14 protein-coding genes are annotated in these 14,566 nt (G+C 43.0%); 5 read left to right on the top strand and 9 right to left on the bottom strand.

All coding sequences use genetic code 11. The annotated features are described in order from the left end of the window. Window positions 1-20 precede the first annotated feature (20 nt). Window positions 21-953: a ribokinase gene (gene rbsK / locus AC59HZ_RS24685; protein WP_496548402.1), complete on the bottom strand. Its 933-nt coding sequence runs from the start codon at window positions 951-953 to the stop codon at window positions 21-23. A 185-nt stretch (window positions 954-1,138) separates the two neighbouring features. Between rbsK and AC59HZ_RS24680 the strand changes: the two genes are divergently transcribed. Beyond that, a complete protein-coding gene (locus AC59HZ_RS24680) occupies window positions 1,139-1,699 on the top strand; it encodes a glycerol-3-phosphate acyltransferase (protein ID WP_496548401.1) in 561 nt (186 codons plus the stop codon). Between the two features lie 7 nt (window positions 1,700-1,706). Here AC59HZ_RS24680 and AC59HZ_RS24675 read toward each other — a convergent pair whose 3' ends face one another. Beyond that, on the bottom strand, window positions 1,707-3,203 hold the full coding sequence (locus tag AC59HZ_RS24675; protein ID WP_496548400.1) for a YifB family Mg chelatase-like AAA ATPase: 1,497 nt from the start codon (window positions 3,201-3,203) through the stop codon (window positions 1,707-1,709). Further along, complete coding sequence (locus AC59HZ_RS24670) at window positions 3,203-3,793, bottom strand: transposase (RefSeq protein ID WP_496548443.1); 591 nt, start codon at window positions 3,791-3,793, stop codon at window positions 3,203-3,205. Before AC59HZ_RS24670 ends, AC59HZ_RS24675 begins: the two co-directional genes overlap by 1 nt. Before the next feature lie 180 nt (window positions 3,794-3,973). On the opposite strand from AC59HZ_RS24670, the gene AC59HZ_RS24665 reads away from it, so the two are divergent. Then, a complete protein-coding gene (locus tag AC59HZ_RS24665) occupies window positions 3,974-4,228 on the top strand; it encodes a hypothetical protein (protein WP_496548399.1) in 255 nt (84 codons plus the stop codon). A gap of 43 nt (window positions 4,229-4,271) precedes the next feature. On the opposite strand, the gene AC59HZ_RS24660 is transcribed toward AC59HZ_RS24665, so the two are convergent. Further along, entirely contained in the window at window positions 4,272-4,709 is a 438-nt protein-coding gene (locus tag AC59HZ_RS24660) for a ferritin family protein (protein ID WP_496548398.1), read from the bottom strand. 360 nt (window positions 4,710-5,069) lie between these two features. Between AC59HZ_RS24660 and AC59HZ_RS24655 the strand changes: the two genes are divergently transcribed. Both AC59HZ_RS24655 and AC59HZ_RS24650 read left to right on the top strand, forming a co-directional pair. Further along, window positions 5,070-6,872 (top strand): N-acetylmuramoyl-L-alanine amidase family protein, encoded by a 1,803-nt coding sequence (locus AC59HZ_RS24655; protein WP_496548397.1) that lies wholly within the window; start codon window positions 5,070-5,072, stop codon window positions 6,870-6,872. A gap of 224 nt (window positions 6,873-7,096) precedes the next feature. Beyond that, entirely contained in the window at window positions 7,097-7,543 is a 447-nt protein-coding gene (locus tag AC59HZ_RS24650) for a DUF6376 family protein (protein WP_496548396.1), read from the top strand. A 91-nt stretch (window positions 7,544-7,634) separates the two neighbouring features. Here AC59HZ_RS24650 and AC59HZ_RS24645 read toward each other — a convergent pair whose 3' ends face one another. The 5 genes from AC59HZ_RS24645 to AC59HZ_RS24625 all read right to left on the bottom strand — a co-directional run bounded on the left by AC59HZ_RS24645 (window position 7,635) and on the right by AC59HZ_RS24625 (window position 12,360). Beyond that, a complete protein-coding gene (locus tag AC59HZ_RS24645) occupies window positions 7,635-8,813 on the bottom strand; it encodes a sensor histidine kinase (protein WP_496548395.1) in 1,179 nt (392 codons plus the stop codon). Between the two features lie 145 nt (window positions 8,814-8,958). Then, on the bottom strand, window positions 8,959-9,636 hold the full coding sequence (locus AC59HZ_RS24640) for a response regulator transcription factor (RefSeq protein ID WP_496548394.1): 678 nt from the start codon (window positions 9,634-9,636) through the stop codon (window positions 8,959-8,961). 69 nt (window positions 9,637-9,705) lie between these two features. Next, entirely contained in the window at window positions 9,706-10,218 is a 513-nt protein-coding gene (locus AC59HZ_RS24635) for a hypothetical protein (RefSeq protein ID WP_496548393.1), read from the bottom strand. A 152-nt stretch (window positions 10,219-10,370) separates the two neighbouring features. Further along, the gene (locus AC59HZ_RS24630) at window positions 10,371-11,852 is read right to left on the bottom strand and encodes a S8 family peptidase (protein ID WP_496548392.1); all 1,482 of its coding nucleotides are present in this window, start codon (window positions 11,850-11,852) and stop codon (window positions 10,371-10,373) included. Between the two features lie 229 nt (window positions 11,853-12,081). Beyond that, window positions 12,082-12,360 (bottom strand): SemiSWEET transporter, encoded by a 279-nt coding sequence (locus tag AC59HZ_RS24625; protein ID WP_496548391.1) that lies wholly within the window; start codon window positions 12,358-12,360, stop codon window positions 12,082-12,084. Between the two features lie 141 nt (window positions 12,361-12,501). Between AC59HZ_RS24625 and AC59HZ_RS24620 the strand changes: the two genes are divergently transcribed. Continuing rightward, window positions 12,502-14,532: a molybdopterin-containing oxidoreductase family protein gene (locus AC59HZ_RS24620; protein WP_496548390.1), complete on the top strand. Its 2,031-nt coding sequence runs from the start codon at window positions 12,502-12,504 to the stop codon at window positions 14,530-14,532. The last annotated feature ends 34 nt before the right edge of the window (window positions 14,533-14,566 follow it).

The raw sequence follows: 14,566 nt of genomic DNA, 5'->3' as shown, positions 1-14,566 counted from the left end.
TCATAACCGAGTTTTTTCAATTACTTAATGGTCCCTTCACGCTTTAAAAATTCTTCTATTTCATGTTTATATGGCATTGCAGGTGCAGTGCCAATTTTGGTCACGGAGAGGGCGGCAACTGCATTAGCGAAGTTCATTGCTTCACGAACGGAGTATCCGTTGCTAATTGCGTGAGCAAATCCCCCGTTAAAGGCATCACCGGCCCCGGTTGTATCAACAGCCTCTATTGTAAATCCAGGAACCATTTCACCATTTTCACTGCCGGAATAAAGGAACGCTCCCTTTGCGCCTAGCGTGATGATGACCGTGCCAACACCCATTTCATAAATCTTCCTCGCCGCCACTAAAGCAGATTCTTCATCTATTACTTCTACCCCGCTCAACTCAAATGCTTCTGTTTCATTTGGAGTAATATAGGCTACATCCGAAAGTATTTCTATAGGAAATACCTGATATGGAGCAGGATTTAAAATAACAGGCACCCCATATTTTTTAGCCAGCTTTACAGTCGTTACAACCGCTTCAATACTTGTTTCTAGTTGAATTAATATGATGTCTGCTGATTTGACCCTTTCCTCTGCATGGAATACCTCCTCTTCCGTAATAGTACCGCATGCTCCAAGCGCGACTACAATGCTGTTTTCACTATTCGCATCTACAGCGATTAACGCGACTCCAGTAGATTGGCTGGGATCAACCCTAATATATAGGGTATTTATATGTTCTGCTTTAAAATGTTTCAATGCGTCTCTACCAAAAAGATCATCACCCACTTTGGTGACAAATGTAACCTCTGAGCCGCACCGCGCCGCAGCAGTTGCCTGATTTCCCCCCTTTCCTCCAGGCCCCATCTGAAATGGTCCACCCAGAACCGTCTCCCCCGGCTTTGGAAGATGAGGTGCTCGGCTCATTAAATCCACTACATAGCTGCCAACTACAAGAACATTAGACATAAATCCCCTCCAAATAATGACCTAAATTCTCTCTAAACAATCAACACAAAATAGTAATTGAAGATTTTGGCATTCTTATTCAAAATAAAAAGAGGTGGATGAATTTTCCACCATACTTTTATTATATATAATTCAACTTGATACGGGCTACCAAAATTGCACACAACCAGAAAGGTGGGATTCGAATGATTTGGCTTTATTTTGCCTGCTCTTATTTCATTGGGTGCATTATGTTTGGATTTCTGCTGGCGAAAGTGGTCTATCGCAAGGATATCAGACAGCATGGGAGCGGAAATGTCGGGGCGCGAAATGCCGGGCGTCTGTATGGCAAAAAGGCTTTTGTTATCACGTTTCTTGGGGATGCCTTAAAGGGAGGTCTGATCATTCTAATTGGCCGGTATCTCGGTCTCTCTGAACCGATTCAATTAATTGGTCTCTCCTTTGCCATCATTGGCCATTTAAAACCCGTCACTCTTAAATTTAAGGGCGGGAAAGGAATTTCAACGTTCGTCGGCGGGATGGTTGCCTTCGAGCCGTTCCTTGCACTGGTGATTGTCCTGGCATTCCTCGTGACCTATCCCTTCACAAAAAGCTTTACCTTTTCAGGGTTAGGAGCATTCCTTCTCATTCCTGTGTTTTTGTTCATTAAGAATGATCATTGGGTGACCAGCGTGTTGGCAATCATCCTCCTTGCTTTAATATTGCTTGCACACTCTGAAAATATCAAAGAAAGATTAAAAAAATAATTTCCTATCAAGCTCCCCCATTCAACTTGACCGCTTCCCCAATGCTTTGGTCGGTGATGCGGGAGCTCCCATGCAAATCGGAAATCGTACGTGCGAGGCGGATGATTTTGATTTGAGTCCGATTGCTAAATCCATTGTTAAAAGATAACTTTTGTAAATTCACATGCTGCCCCTCCGTTAATGGGCTTGTCCCTAAAAGCACCTCATACGGAACCCTGCCATTGCAAATTTCCTTCCCATACCGTTCATATTGCCTTTCCCTTGCTTCAACCACCCTTTGGCGAATAGCCCCTGACCCCGCCTCAACCTTTTCTATCATAGCTGAACTGAAATCTACCGGCCTTAAGGAAAGATTAATATCAAACCTGTCTCTAAGCGGTCCTGAAAGTTTATTTTTATACGCAAGTACCTGTTTCGGCGTGCAGGTACAGTATTGCCTATTAGAGCCTGCAAATCCGCAAGGGCACGGATTCATGGCAGCCAAAAAAATAAACTGTGCAGGATAGGTAATCGTCGCATGTGTGCGGCTAATGGTAATCGACCCATTTTCCAATGGCTGCCGCAGCATATCCAATGTTTTTTTCGAAAACTCACCAATTTCGTCAAGAAACAACACACCGCGATGGGCCAGGGATATTTCGCCTGGTTTTGGGTATTGGCCTCCACCGATAATGGAGACACCAGAAGCAGAATGATGAGGATTCCTAAAAGGGGGTAAAATCGTACGAGGATATGCGTTCCGGCTCAGCTGGTAAAGGCTGATGACTTCAAGGTGGGCTTCCTTACCTAATTCAGGCAGAATCGACGGAAAACTCCCGGCTAACAGACTTTTCCCACAACCTGGCGGGCCCGTCATCAAGACATGATGCTCTCCCGCAGCTGCAATCTCAAGTGCCTTTTTCGCGCTCCTATGCCCAATTATTTGTTGAAAATCTAAAAAATCGGCGCTCTGGACACATAGCTCCTTCTGCTTTTCTAAAAAGGGAGGAATCCATTGGCCCAAAAGATGACCGATTACATCCTGCAACGATGAAACATAGATGATTTCCAAACCATTAAATTCAGGCATAGGCAACTCATCATCAAATGGCATATAGAGCCTTTTAATACCAAGTCTTTTCGCTGCAAGCGAGGCAGGCAGCATTCCTTCAACTGGCTGAATCGAACCATCCAATGACAAGGCTCCCAAAAAACCGGTTCCTTCTGGAATAACCGCATCTAATTCATGCAAACTCAACAACAAACTAATCGCCATAGGCAGATCAAACATCGGGCCAAATTTCTTTTGGTCGGCAGGCGACAGATTGATTGTAATTTTTTGGCCGGATAAGGTATACCCCAATAAGCGAAGGGCCGAAATATTACGCTCCTTGGCTTCCTTCACCGCTGCATCGGGAAGCCCGACGATTTTAAACGAATCCATCCCGATAAAGGTGCCAACCTCGACATTTACTCGATACCCTTCCATCCCTTTTAGACCAATGCTCGTCACGCGCGCCCACATTATAACATCACCTTTTCGCCCATATAGAGCTTGCCATCTTCCCAGAAAAATTTATCATTCCAACGAGATTTCATAAATTGCTGATAATGCTGTGTCTGTGGGTGGGGAAAATAGGAAAGAACCGGCTGGGGGTCAATTAACGAAATTTCCTCCAAGTCGATGTAAGCTCGATAGCTGCTCCAAGGATACTCCTCGGGCAGGTTCACCATGCCGGAGCTGACAGGATTTAAGTGAATATATTTACTGACATCGAGTTCATATTCAGGGGAATTAAGCAGTTCAGCGCCATAGCGCTTTTCAAATACATGCCCCGTATAATCGTACTTTTTATTAAAAAATTTTGCATATTTCGTATTGAGGTTTTTCATAATGATGCTGAGCGGAGATTCAAGTGTTTCAAGCTGGAGGTGGACATGATTCGTCATCAAGCAAAACGAGTGGAGGATGAATGGGTATTGCTTCCTTGTTTCTTCTACTAAATTGAGGTATTTTTCATAATCTTCTTCATCATAAAAAAGCGAATTTCTTCTGATTCCCCTGCTGGTCACATGAAATTTCGCACCGGCAAACCACAATCTTGCGCTGCGCACCAAAGTAAATCACTCCTTTTGCATTAACTACTTTTTATTATACTGGAATCAGCCATTTCGATTAGCCCTATTCGCAATATTTAACAAAATGTTCAAAGCTGAAAACGACCAAGCTGTCGAATGTATAAAAAGTACTGCCAGCTAATATTTATTTACTATAACATTTTACATCTAGGGGGTATGTCTCTGAAAACGATAAGAATCCTTCAATGGCTGATTGGTATTCTCCTATTGGTGTATGGGGTCTATCTTATTTTCGGAACGCAAGAATTTTTCGGGACCATTTTAATTATTGGGGCTTTTTTAATTTTTCCGACTGTAAAAAGAAAAGCTCATTCCAATGATTATTACGATAATAATGATGTTTCTAAAGTTGACAATACCTATGCTGGCGGTGAAAGTGACAGCGGGGGAGGGAATTCAGGGGGAGATTAACAAATTTATATAAAAAATGTCCCCGATTTTGGGGACATTTTTACTACATCTTTGAAAAAAAGTACAAAAACCACACGGCATGATTTTGTTCATCAGCTGCCGCTCTTCGAAAAATTCTTCTTATTGCTGGGTCTGTCGCTTCATCAGCGATTTCCATATAAAAATCAACTGTATGCTGTTCATCCTGCAAGGCATGTTCTACTCCTTTTTTATAAACATTTGGACAATCTTCCGTGATTTTTGGCTGAGGCTGTCTGCCTGTTAAACGGCTATAAAGCTGGACAAACTGCTGATAGTGCTTAACTTCATCCTCACGAATTTCAAGGATTTGCTTCCGTTCCATTTCATTCGCCGCAAGTTTGGCTAATTTGGCATAGCAATTTATCGCACTATATTCACCATTAATGGCTTTTTCAAGATCAATAATCATTTTATGAGGCTGCCTATTTATAGCATCGTAGTAATTTGTGTAAGGGTACATAACGCGACCTCCGCTTTCATTTCTTTTTGTATATCTTACGGCCACAACAATTAAGGGTGCTTTTTATAAAAATCTGTCGACCACCAATTCCTTTTCACGATTTTACTTATTCCCCGGGAAACATTCATTTTTCGACACATTTCCCCCTTCCCATCTCCACAAATGGTAGAAGAATGTCGATTTTCCCTTCACATAATAAAAAAATCAGTTTAATATAAAAAGGGAGCAAAAACGGAAACTTTTGGTAACATTTTTCGATAAGGGAGCGTGAGAATCTAGTAGAGAAGCCATACAACCTTTCAACTGGGGGTTGTACCGACTCTTTAGAGTTAAATAAAAGATTAAAAGGGGTACTACATTTTGAAACAAAAACTATTAATCTTCTCAATTTTTATACTGTTATTCGCGGGATTGGGGATCGGAACTAGCCATACGTATGCCTACAATTCGGGATGGAAAATGGAAAGTGGTAAATGGTATTACTACAATAATGATACGGCGGTAAAAGGCTGGTTATACATAGGAAATAAGTGGTATTATATGGATAAAACCGGGACAATGCAAACCGGATGGGTGTTGGATCAGAATAAATGGTATTACATGGCCCCATCTGGCGCGATGCAGACCGGTTGGATTAATGTCAATAACAAATGGTATTACCTTCAATCAAGCGGCGTGATGAAAACGGGATGGCTGCAGCTTGGGTCCAGCTGGTATTATCTCAAGTCCAACGGGGAAAGAAGCACAGGACTACTAACCATCAATTCAAATTTGTACTATTTTAATAGTATCGGTGTCATGGAGTCGAATCTATGGCAGGAAGTAGACGAAAAAAAATATTATTTTACTAGCGATGGTACCGCAGCAAAAGGCATCACGGATATTCTCGGAAAAAGATACCTTTTTAACGCAGATGGTACGCTTGTCTGTGGATGGGGCAGGGTGGATGGAAAGTGGTATTTTTCCAATAATGAGGGTCTAATTCAAACCGGATGGATTACCTACAAGGATAAAAAATATTTGTTAGACCCAAATGGCATCATGAAAACAGGATGGTATCAGGAGCAAGGGAAAACCTACTTCTTCGATAATGGCGGAGCTTTAAAAACAGGCTTTGCCACCTTAGATGGGAAAGGATATTATTTCGATAAAGATGGTGCCCTATATAGCGGTGGCTGGTTTTCTATCGATACGAAAAAATATTACGCAAATAAAGAGGGTCAGCTTCAAAAGGGCTGGCTGCTTATGAATAACATTTGGTATTACTTTGGTGACGATTTCGCTATGAAATCAGGTTGGATTCTTGACGGTGGAAAATGGTACTTTTTAAATGGCCAAGGCGAAATGCAAACAGGGTGGCTGGAGGATAACGGCAGCCGGTATTTCTTAAACTCAGGCGGGGCCATGCAAACAAGCTGGTTGAATCTTAGCGGCAAATGGTTTTACTTTAGTCAGTCAGGGCTGTTGAAAACAGGTTGGTTCCAGGATAAAGGCAATTGGTATTACGCCGACAATAATGGCATCATGCAGACTGGCTGGATTACGGTTAATGGCGAGGATTACTTTTTAGAGTCCAGTGGAGTTTGGGTTCCTGTTTCGCGGGATTTAGCAGGGAAAGTGATTGTTCTCGATCCCGGTCATGGCGGTTATGACGGCGGGGCAAGTGCCGCAGGTGTTCTTGAAAAAAACATTAACCTGCAGGTTAGCTTAAAATTTGCAGACATGTTAAAACGGCACGGTGCTACGGTTTATTTGACTAGGAGCACGGACGAATTTATTTCATTGGATGGAAGGGTCGAATTTTCCAATTCTATTAAACCAGATGCGTTTATCAGTATTCACGTCAATTCGGCAGGAAGCAGTCCTAGCACCATCCAGGGGATTGAAACCTATTTTAATTCTGTCGACGGGGTGATGCCTGAGGAAAGCAAACAGCTTGCAACTTACCTTCAGAATGAAGTCATTAAAACAACCAGCGCCGTCTCAAGGGGCGTAAAAGACGAGAGCTTCCGGGTAATAAGAGAGAATAACGCACCGGCAGTCCTAGTGGAAATCGGCTTTATCACCAATAATGGGGAACGGGCCAACCTTATCAGCGACAGCTACCAAAACAAATTATGTAATGGATTAATAAACGGATTACTGAAGTTCTTCAAACAATAAAGAGAAATAAAGCATTGACAATATGGACGCAGAATCCGTATAGTCAGTGCTTTTTTTGGTGAAACAGAAACTAACAAGTTTAACAAACGTATAATAGTGCAATTGGTGTCAGGCACCGCTCGTGGACACTTGTGGGCACGCAGTGGACAGTCAGGATTTTCAGCTGATCCATGGAGGTCTTCTATTGCATGCTCAATCCACTTTAATATATAGGAGGGTTCATAATGAAAAAATGGATAATGGTTTTACTTCCCTGCTTTTTGCTGCTGCTTAGTGGCTGTTCTCTGCTGAATGATGCAAAGAACACTGTCACGTATATAAACGAGGCAACTGGTTATTTAGACAAGGCGACTGCTTTTGCAAATGAAGCACCTTCTCTTGCTCAACAAGCTGTAGGAAATCAGCAGGCGGCTAATGAATTTGAAAAAATGCTAAAGCAGATGAAACAAGAAATTCAATCCTTTAATCAACTGAAAGCACCGGATATAGCTGTTGATTTGCACCAGCAAATTATTGATCAAAACAACAAGCTATTAGATGGAATTAACCTCTATTTAAATAATTTTAAGAACGGCTTACTAGACCCCTCCGTTTTACAAAACACAGAACTCTTTCAAACCGTTCAGGACATTACCAGCATCATTAATCAAATAAAACAGCTCGGACATTAATGCCTTTTCGAAGTTACACAAGGAGTGTACACCATACGCGGACAAAACTCAGGAATTGTCCACGTTTGGTGCCTGACACCATTTACAGCATTTACACCTTCCTTAACCAAATTTGGAACACCGCACCGCCTTGCACTCCGTTCAGCGCCTTTATCGTTCCGCCATGTCCTTCAATGATGGCTTTGGTGATGGCAAGACCGATTCCCGAACCGCCCTCTTCCCCGCTATAGAACCGCTGGAACACCTTGTCCACTTCTCCCGGCGCGAACCCTGATCCATCGTCCTTTACTTCTATCAAAAACGTCTTCCCATCCATCATGCTGCTTTTCATGATGACCACCGATTTTGAGTAGCGAATGGCATTCCCTAGCAAATTGATAAAGGCCCGCTTCATTTTTTCACGGTCGACCATAACCGATTCGGATAGGGAGCCTTCCACAACAATATCGATTTCCCGCTGCTCAGCCAATGCCAAAACACTATCCACCGCCTCCTGAATGATAGTCTCCATTGACTCACGCTTGAACACAAAGCTTTCCTCCACACTCTCGAGCCTTGCTAAATAAGTAATTCCTTCGACAATCCGCTTCAGCCGCTGGCTTTCGGCAACAATGACATTTAAGCTTTTATTCACATCTGCGCCGGTAACGACGCCATCTAAAATTCCTTCTGCGTTACCTTGAATCGCCATCAACGGCGTTTTCAATTCATGTGAGGCATTTTGAAAAAATACCTTTTGGTCCTGATCATACTGCTTCAGCCTCCGTGACAAAGCATTAAAGCTTTCGGCAAGCTCGCCAATTTCATCCTTGGTGGCAAGACGGATTTCTCTGTTAGCCCCTTTTAGCGAGTAATTTTTCATATGTTCGCTAAGGTTGCGAATTGGCCGTGTTATACCTTTTTTAAAAAATAAGCCTAAAACCACAGCGATCATTGCCGAGAGCACCAAACTAATCAGCTGCGACCTCCCCATCAAACGATTCAGTTCCTGCACTTCATCAAGTCTGGCTACTAGGGTTACATATCCTCGCGTCTTCCCATTCTTCGCTTGAATCGGCACCGTTTCTGAAACAAAATTTCTTCTAGGCCTCTGCCTAAATTCTTCTAAGACAGCTTCTTTTAAATCCGTATAAATAATCTCCTGCTGTGCCGTCCAGATTATCATTTTAGAAGACAATAATCGTTCGGTGACTGCCAGCGCTTTCCGGTTCATGAGCTTCTCCTCAATCACCTGTCTGGAGAGCGCCGACTTTCCTAGCAACTGACTCATCACCGTGGCTTCCTTATGCAACTGTTGCTCGGTTTCGTGAATCAAATATCGCTGGGAGATAAAGCGAAAGGATACGCTTGTAATGATGAATATAATAATAATCAATAAAAAATAAGTGAATAAGAGCTTCGAGCCTAATTTCATCCTACTCATCCAATCGGTACCCATATCCCCAAATTGTCGATAACGCCACCGTTGACTGGTGCTGCTCCAATTTTTTCCGAACCCGCTTCACTAAATCATCGATCAGCCGCCCATCGCCAGCAAACTCATAACCCCAAATAAACTCCAGCAGTTCTTCTCTTGTGAAGGGCTTCCCTTTGTTTTGCGCCAAAAAGCTGAACAAATCGTACTCCTTGGTCGTCAGTTTGATTTCCTGGCCGTCTTTTTCTATGTATCGCCGCTCCGTATCAATATTTACATCCCTTATGTTCAGGATTTGCGTCCCATTACCAGCCGTTTTCTCAAGTCGCTTAAAGATATTTTTGATTCGAACCATCAGTTCACGCGGGCTGAATGGCTTCGTGAGGTAATCGTCCCCGCCAAGCTCCAAGCCCAAAATCCGATCAAATTCACCGTCTCGTGCGGAGACAAAAATAATCGGAATATCGCTCACCCGGCGAATATCTTTGCAAAGCTCAAGTCCATCGAGATGAGGCATCATGATGTCGATGATCAATAAATCCGGCCTAAGCCGCAGCATTTCCTGAAAAACTTGTCTTCCGTCCGAAAAAAGTGTCACTTTGTAGCCTTCATTTTCGATATATTTTTGCAAAATATCTCTTATATTCTTCTCATCATCCACGACAAAAATATGCTTCATCAACGGTTCACCTCGCTTCCATTATATAATAAAGAAGAGATAGCACTGAATACTATCTCTTCCACAATGTTATTTTAAAATCTCAATCATCTTATCCAGTTCTGCCAGCTTCTCTTTCATTTTTTCATTAATCTTTTGCTGTGTCGCGGTCAGTTTGTCGAACTGTTCACTGCCCTCGCCCTTTTTTAACGCTTCCTTCAGTGCCTTCCGCTCATCGCGTCCCTCTTTTATAAGTGTCTTCATATCGCTGTTTAATGTCTTTAGTTGCTGTTTTACTTCTTTTGCCTGCTTTATGTCCTCTTTATTGCCGCTTTGTTTGGCAGCAACTACTAAATCGAGGAGCTGGTCCCTTTTTTCAATCATTTGTTTCTTCAGGTCAAGTTGATCTTCACGAAGCTGATTCACTTGATGAATTTGATCTTTAAATTGGCTAAGCACCTCAAGCCGTTTGCCAGCATGTCCTGCTTTTGCTTCTACTTTTGCAGGCTGATTTTCAGCAGCGGAAACAGTTTGGATTTTATAAACGCCGCCTAACATCATCAAGGCGCCAACCCCTACAATCAATCCTTTTTTTAGATTCATTTCCATCACTCCTTTCATCTTCAGTATAGACAAAGAGTGTGGCAGAACTTCGGGATAAATGTGTGAAAAGTGTGTGAAAATGGCTTGAGAGTTGAAGCTGTAAAAATAAAAGCCTTGCCAGGAAAGGAATCATTCCAGCAAGGCTTTTAATATTATTTACCTGTTAAGGCAGTATAGGCATTTGCTTCGCCAGAGCCGAAAAGCTCATCGTGACCTTTCTTGCCATAATCTAAGGCCGTTTTTTCAATTAAGGCCTTCACTTGTGCTGGATTATAATTTGGGTGAGCCGCCTTAATGACACCGGCGATTCCAGCTACTTTTGGTGAGGCCATGGATGTTCCGTGTAAGTAGGCATAGTTTTTAGTTAATGTGGTAGCAGAACTTGGTGGTAAAGTTGTTGGCCATGTGGACAACGTCCGATAAGTAAAATCACGTTCGTTCAAATTCCGTGAGGCATCATATATAGGGCCATTATCTCCACCAGGAGCTGCAACATCTATAAAACTATTACCATAGTTGGAATAGAAGGCAAGCCTATCCTTAGCCCAACTATTGGAAGAAGATACCGTAATAACTCCAGGAACTCCTCCTGGTGTTTCAATGGCTACCCCTTTGTAAACCAGGTTTGCGCCTCCATATGCTGCATTCATATAATCGGTTAGTGACTTTTTATCAGCATAATTCAGGGATTCATTCCCCGCAGCTGCCACTACTGTTACATTCTTATTAACTGCATATTTAATGGCGCGTTTCCAAAGAAGAACATCAGCAATATCAGGATACCGAGTACCGTCAATGTAATACTTTAAATTATCAAAACCGCCAATTGACATGTTGATTACGTCAACTCCATCGTCGGCAGCTTGAATGATAGCATCTACAATCGGTGCAGTTGGCGCACTTCCACTTCTATCAAAAATACGATATGCACGAATGCCTAAATCAGGTCCAACGCCTTTTACTTTCCCATTCGCGGCGATGGAACCAGCCACATGGGTACCGTGACCATTTGTATCTGTCACGTCCGTAGGATCACCGGTTTCCTCAGGAACATTATTATTAAAATAACCACCTTCAGGAACGAAGTTTTGACCGCTCACAAAGTTCGCTTTAAGGTCTGGATGCGTTTCATCAATACCAGAATCAATCACCCCGACAATTGCTTTGTGAATCGTTCCGGTACTGGTTTCAATACCGCCAGTCTCGAGTTTGTACGATTCACCATTATTTGTTAAATGCTTCATATCCCATTGAAGGTCCCAATATGAGGCAGTATTAGGAAGTGTCACAGGTTTCCCATCTGCTCCTTCAGGGTTACCATTTTCTAATTTGTAAGCCCTTTCAGTATTTGCCGCCACAATAGTACCGCTCGACTTCAACTGACTGAGGAAATTAGGATTTGAGGATCGAACCTCCACCCCGCCAACTTCTGGCATAGCTCTTACTACTTCCCCGCCAGCATTCTTAATTTCCGCTAGATAGTTCTTCGGTAAAGACTGACTATAAGCAATCAAATAATTTTTGCTTACAGTCTGCGTACTTGCAGATGTGTGAACACTAGTTGAAAAGCCTAATAGAGACATTGCTAAAACACTGCTGGCGACGATCGCCATTCCTCTTTGTTTCTTTTTCACAAGCAAGACCTCCTCTATATTTGTCCCAACGTTCTTAATTTTAAAACTATTCATTTCCCTTTGAAAACAAATACTTCTCGATAAAGAATGACACCGGACGCAGAACTTGCCTAAGCTTGTCTTTATTTCAAATTTTCTAGTAAAACGGCAAAACTCCATTTCTAGTCATAATTCTTTCTTTTTCATCAAAAAGACCTCTCTGCACTATGCAAAGAGGTCCTACAAATTATTATTTTATTTTTGCTCCATTACTACTATATTTCACCTTCAACACTAATATCGTTAACGCTAAAATCAAGGTAATTAAATTTGCCACAATGATGGGGATATCTTTTATAAACAGTCCGTAAATCAGCCATAACAATACTCCCGCAGTGAACATGCCGTACATGATAAATGAAATACCTTCCGTGTTCTTTTCTCTGATCGTCTTAATCGCCTGCGGAAGAAATGAAAGCGTTGTTAAAATTGCCGCCAAATAACCAAAAATGGATACAATATCCTCCATCGACCTGCCCCCTAGTAACTTATGTAAACCAAAAACCTCGTCTCTGGCACCTAAGCACCTCTTCCTTTATACTATTATACAACACTGCATATCTATTAATGATGGTAAGATGGCAGCCAACCTTTTGGAAGGAGATTTTTCATGGAGCGAAACGGTATTTTTCATTCAGTTTGCCCGCTGGACTGCCCGGATCAGTGCGGATTGCTTTTACATAAAAAAGACGAGAAAATCGTCAAGATCGAGGGTGACCCCGGGCATCCGGTTACGAAAGGTCATATCTGCAACAAGGTACGGAATATGGCGGAACGAATTTATGACGAAAACCGGCTTAAACATCCAATGAAACGTACTGGTCCTAAAGGAGAGGGAAAGTTCACGCGAATCAGTTGGGAGGAAGCTCTAAGAACGGTTACTTCGCGCTGGTCAGAGCTGCTTCAATCAGATGGTCCGGAAAGCATCCTGCCCTACAGTTTTTACGGGAACATGGGAAGGCTCAGTGCGGAAGGAATGGACCGCCGCTTCTTCCACCGCCTCGGTGCTTCCAAGCTCGATCAAACGATTTGCTCCTCAGCCGGCTCCGTTGGCTATAAATATACGATGGGCGGAAGCCTAGGGATCGACCCGGAAGATACGATCCATTCGAAGCTGATTATCTTTTGGGGCATCAATGCTGCCAGCACCAATATGCATCAGGTGGCCCTTGCGCAGAAAGCGCGCAAGCAGAACGGCGCCAAAATCATCGTCATCGATGTTCATAAAAACCAAACTGGCAGATTAGCAGATTGGTTTATTCCAATTTTACCAGGCACAGACAGCGCCCTTGCCCTTGGGCTCATGCATGTTTTGTTTGCCGAAAACATGGTGGACCAGGATTTTCTCCATACCTATACTGTTGGTCATAAAGAGCTCCGTGAACATGTTATTCAGTACGATCCAAAAACGGTTTCCGCAATCACTGGAGTTTCAGTTGCGGACATTTACAAACTCGCACGAATGTATGGAGAAACGTCTCCATCGTTTATTCGAATTGGAAACGGGCCACAGCATCACGACAATGGCGGGATGTTCGTCCGTACCGTTGCTTGTTTGCCTGCCCTAACCGGCCAATGGCTTGTCAATGGCGGAGGTGCGATTAAAGGAAATTCGGGGTTCCTTGCACCAAATACTGAATACCTGCAATGCCCTGACCTTTTGAAAAATAAAAACACTCGGATCGTGAACATGAACTTGCTCGGTGAAGCAATGCTGTCCCTTGACCCGCCTATTAAGTCCCTTTATGTTTACGGCACAAACCCGGCAGTTGTCGCTCCGTCCAGTCATAAAGTAAGAGAAGGCCTTGCCCGAGAAGATTTATTTACCGTCGTTCACGATTTATTTTTAACCGAAACGGCCAAGTATGCTGATATTGTCTTGCCGGCAACGTCTTCCTTTGAAAATACGGATATTTATACATCCTACTGGCATCACTTTGCCCAGCTTCAGCAGCCGGTTATTGAACCATTTGGTGAAGCTAAATCAAATGTCGAAGTTTTCCGCTTGCTGGCAAAGGGTATGGGCTTTGGTAATGAAGCAGCCTTCAAAGAGAGCGAGGCAGAGATGATTGAAGGTGCGCTGAATAACCCGCGGAATCCATATTTGGCAGGAATTAATTTTGAAGGGTTAGCCGAATCGAATTATCTGAAAGCCAAGGTGAAACCGTTGTTTCCTGGAAAACTTCCAACGCCTAGCGGAAAAATAGAATTATATTCTGAGAGGATGAAGCAGGACGGACACCCGCCGCTTCCAACCTATATTCCTCTCGTGAACGACGGAAATCATCCTTATCAATTTGTTCCTGGGCCAAATCATAATTTCTTAAATTCTACTTTTTCTAACAATCAGAAACACATTGAGCTGGAAAAAGAACCGCGATTATATATGAATCAGAAGGATGCACTGGCAGCTGGCATTCAAGATGGCGAAATGGTTCGTGCCTGGAATGGCCGCGGGGAATGTGTGCTGAAGGTTTCAATCGGCGAGAACGTTCTTCCTGGAGTCGTAGTCAGCCAGGGTCTCTGGGCCGACGCGAATGGAACCAATCAATTAGTAAACGCCCTCACCCCCGATCGAATTGCCGACATGGGCGGCGGCGCCACCTTCTTTTCCGGACGTGTCAGCGTCGAAAAAATATAATTTTTATGCAAAAGCTCCCTGGCTTAATGGCCGG

This window comes from Neobacillus sp. DZ-9 (genome assembly GCF_059587065.1).
This window is presented reverse-complemented; position numbering and strand designations above follow the sequence as displayed.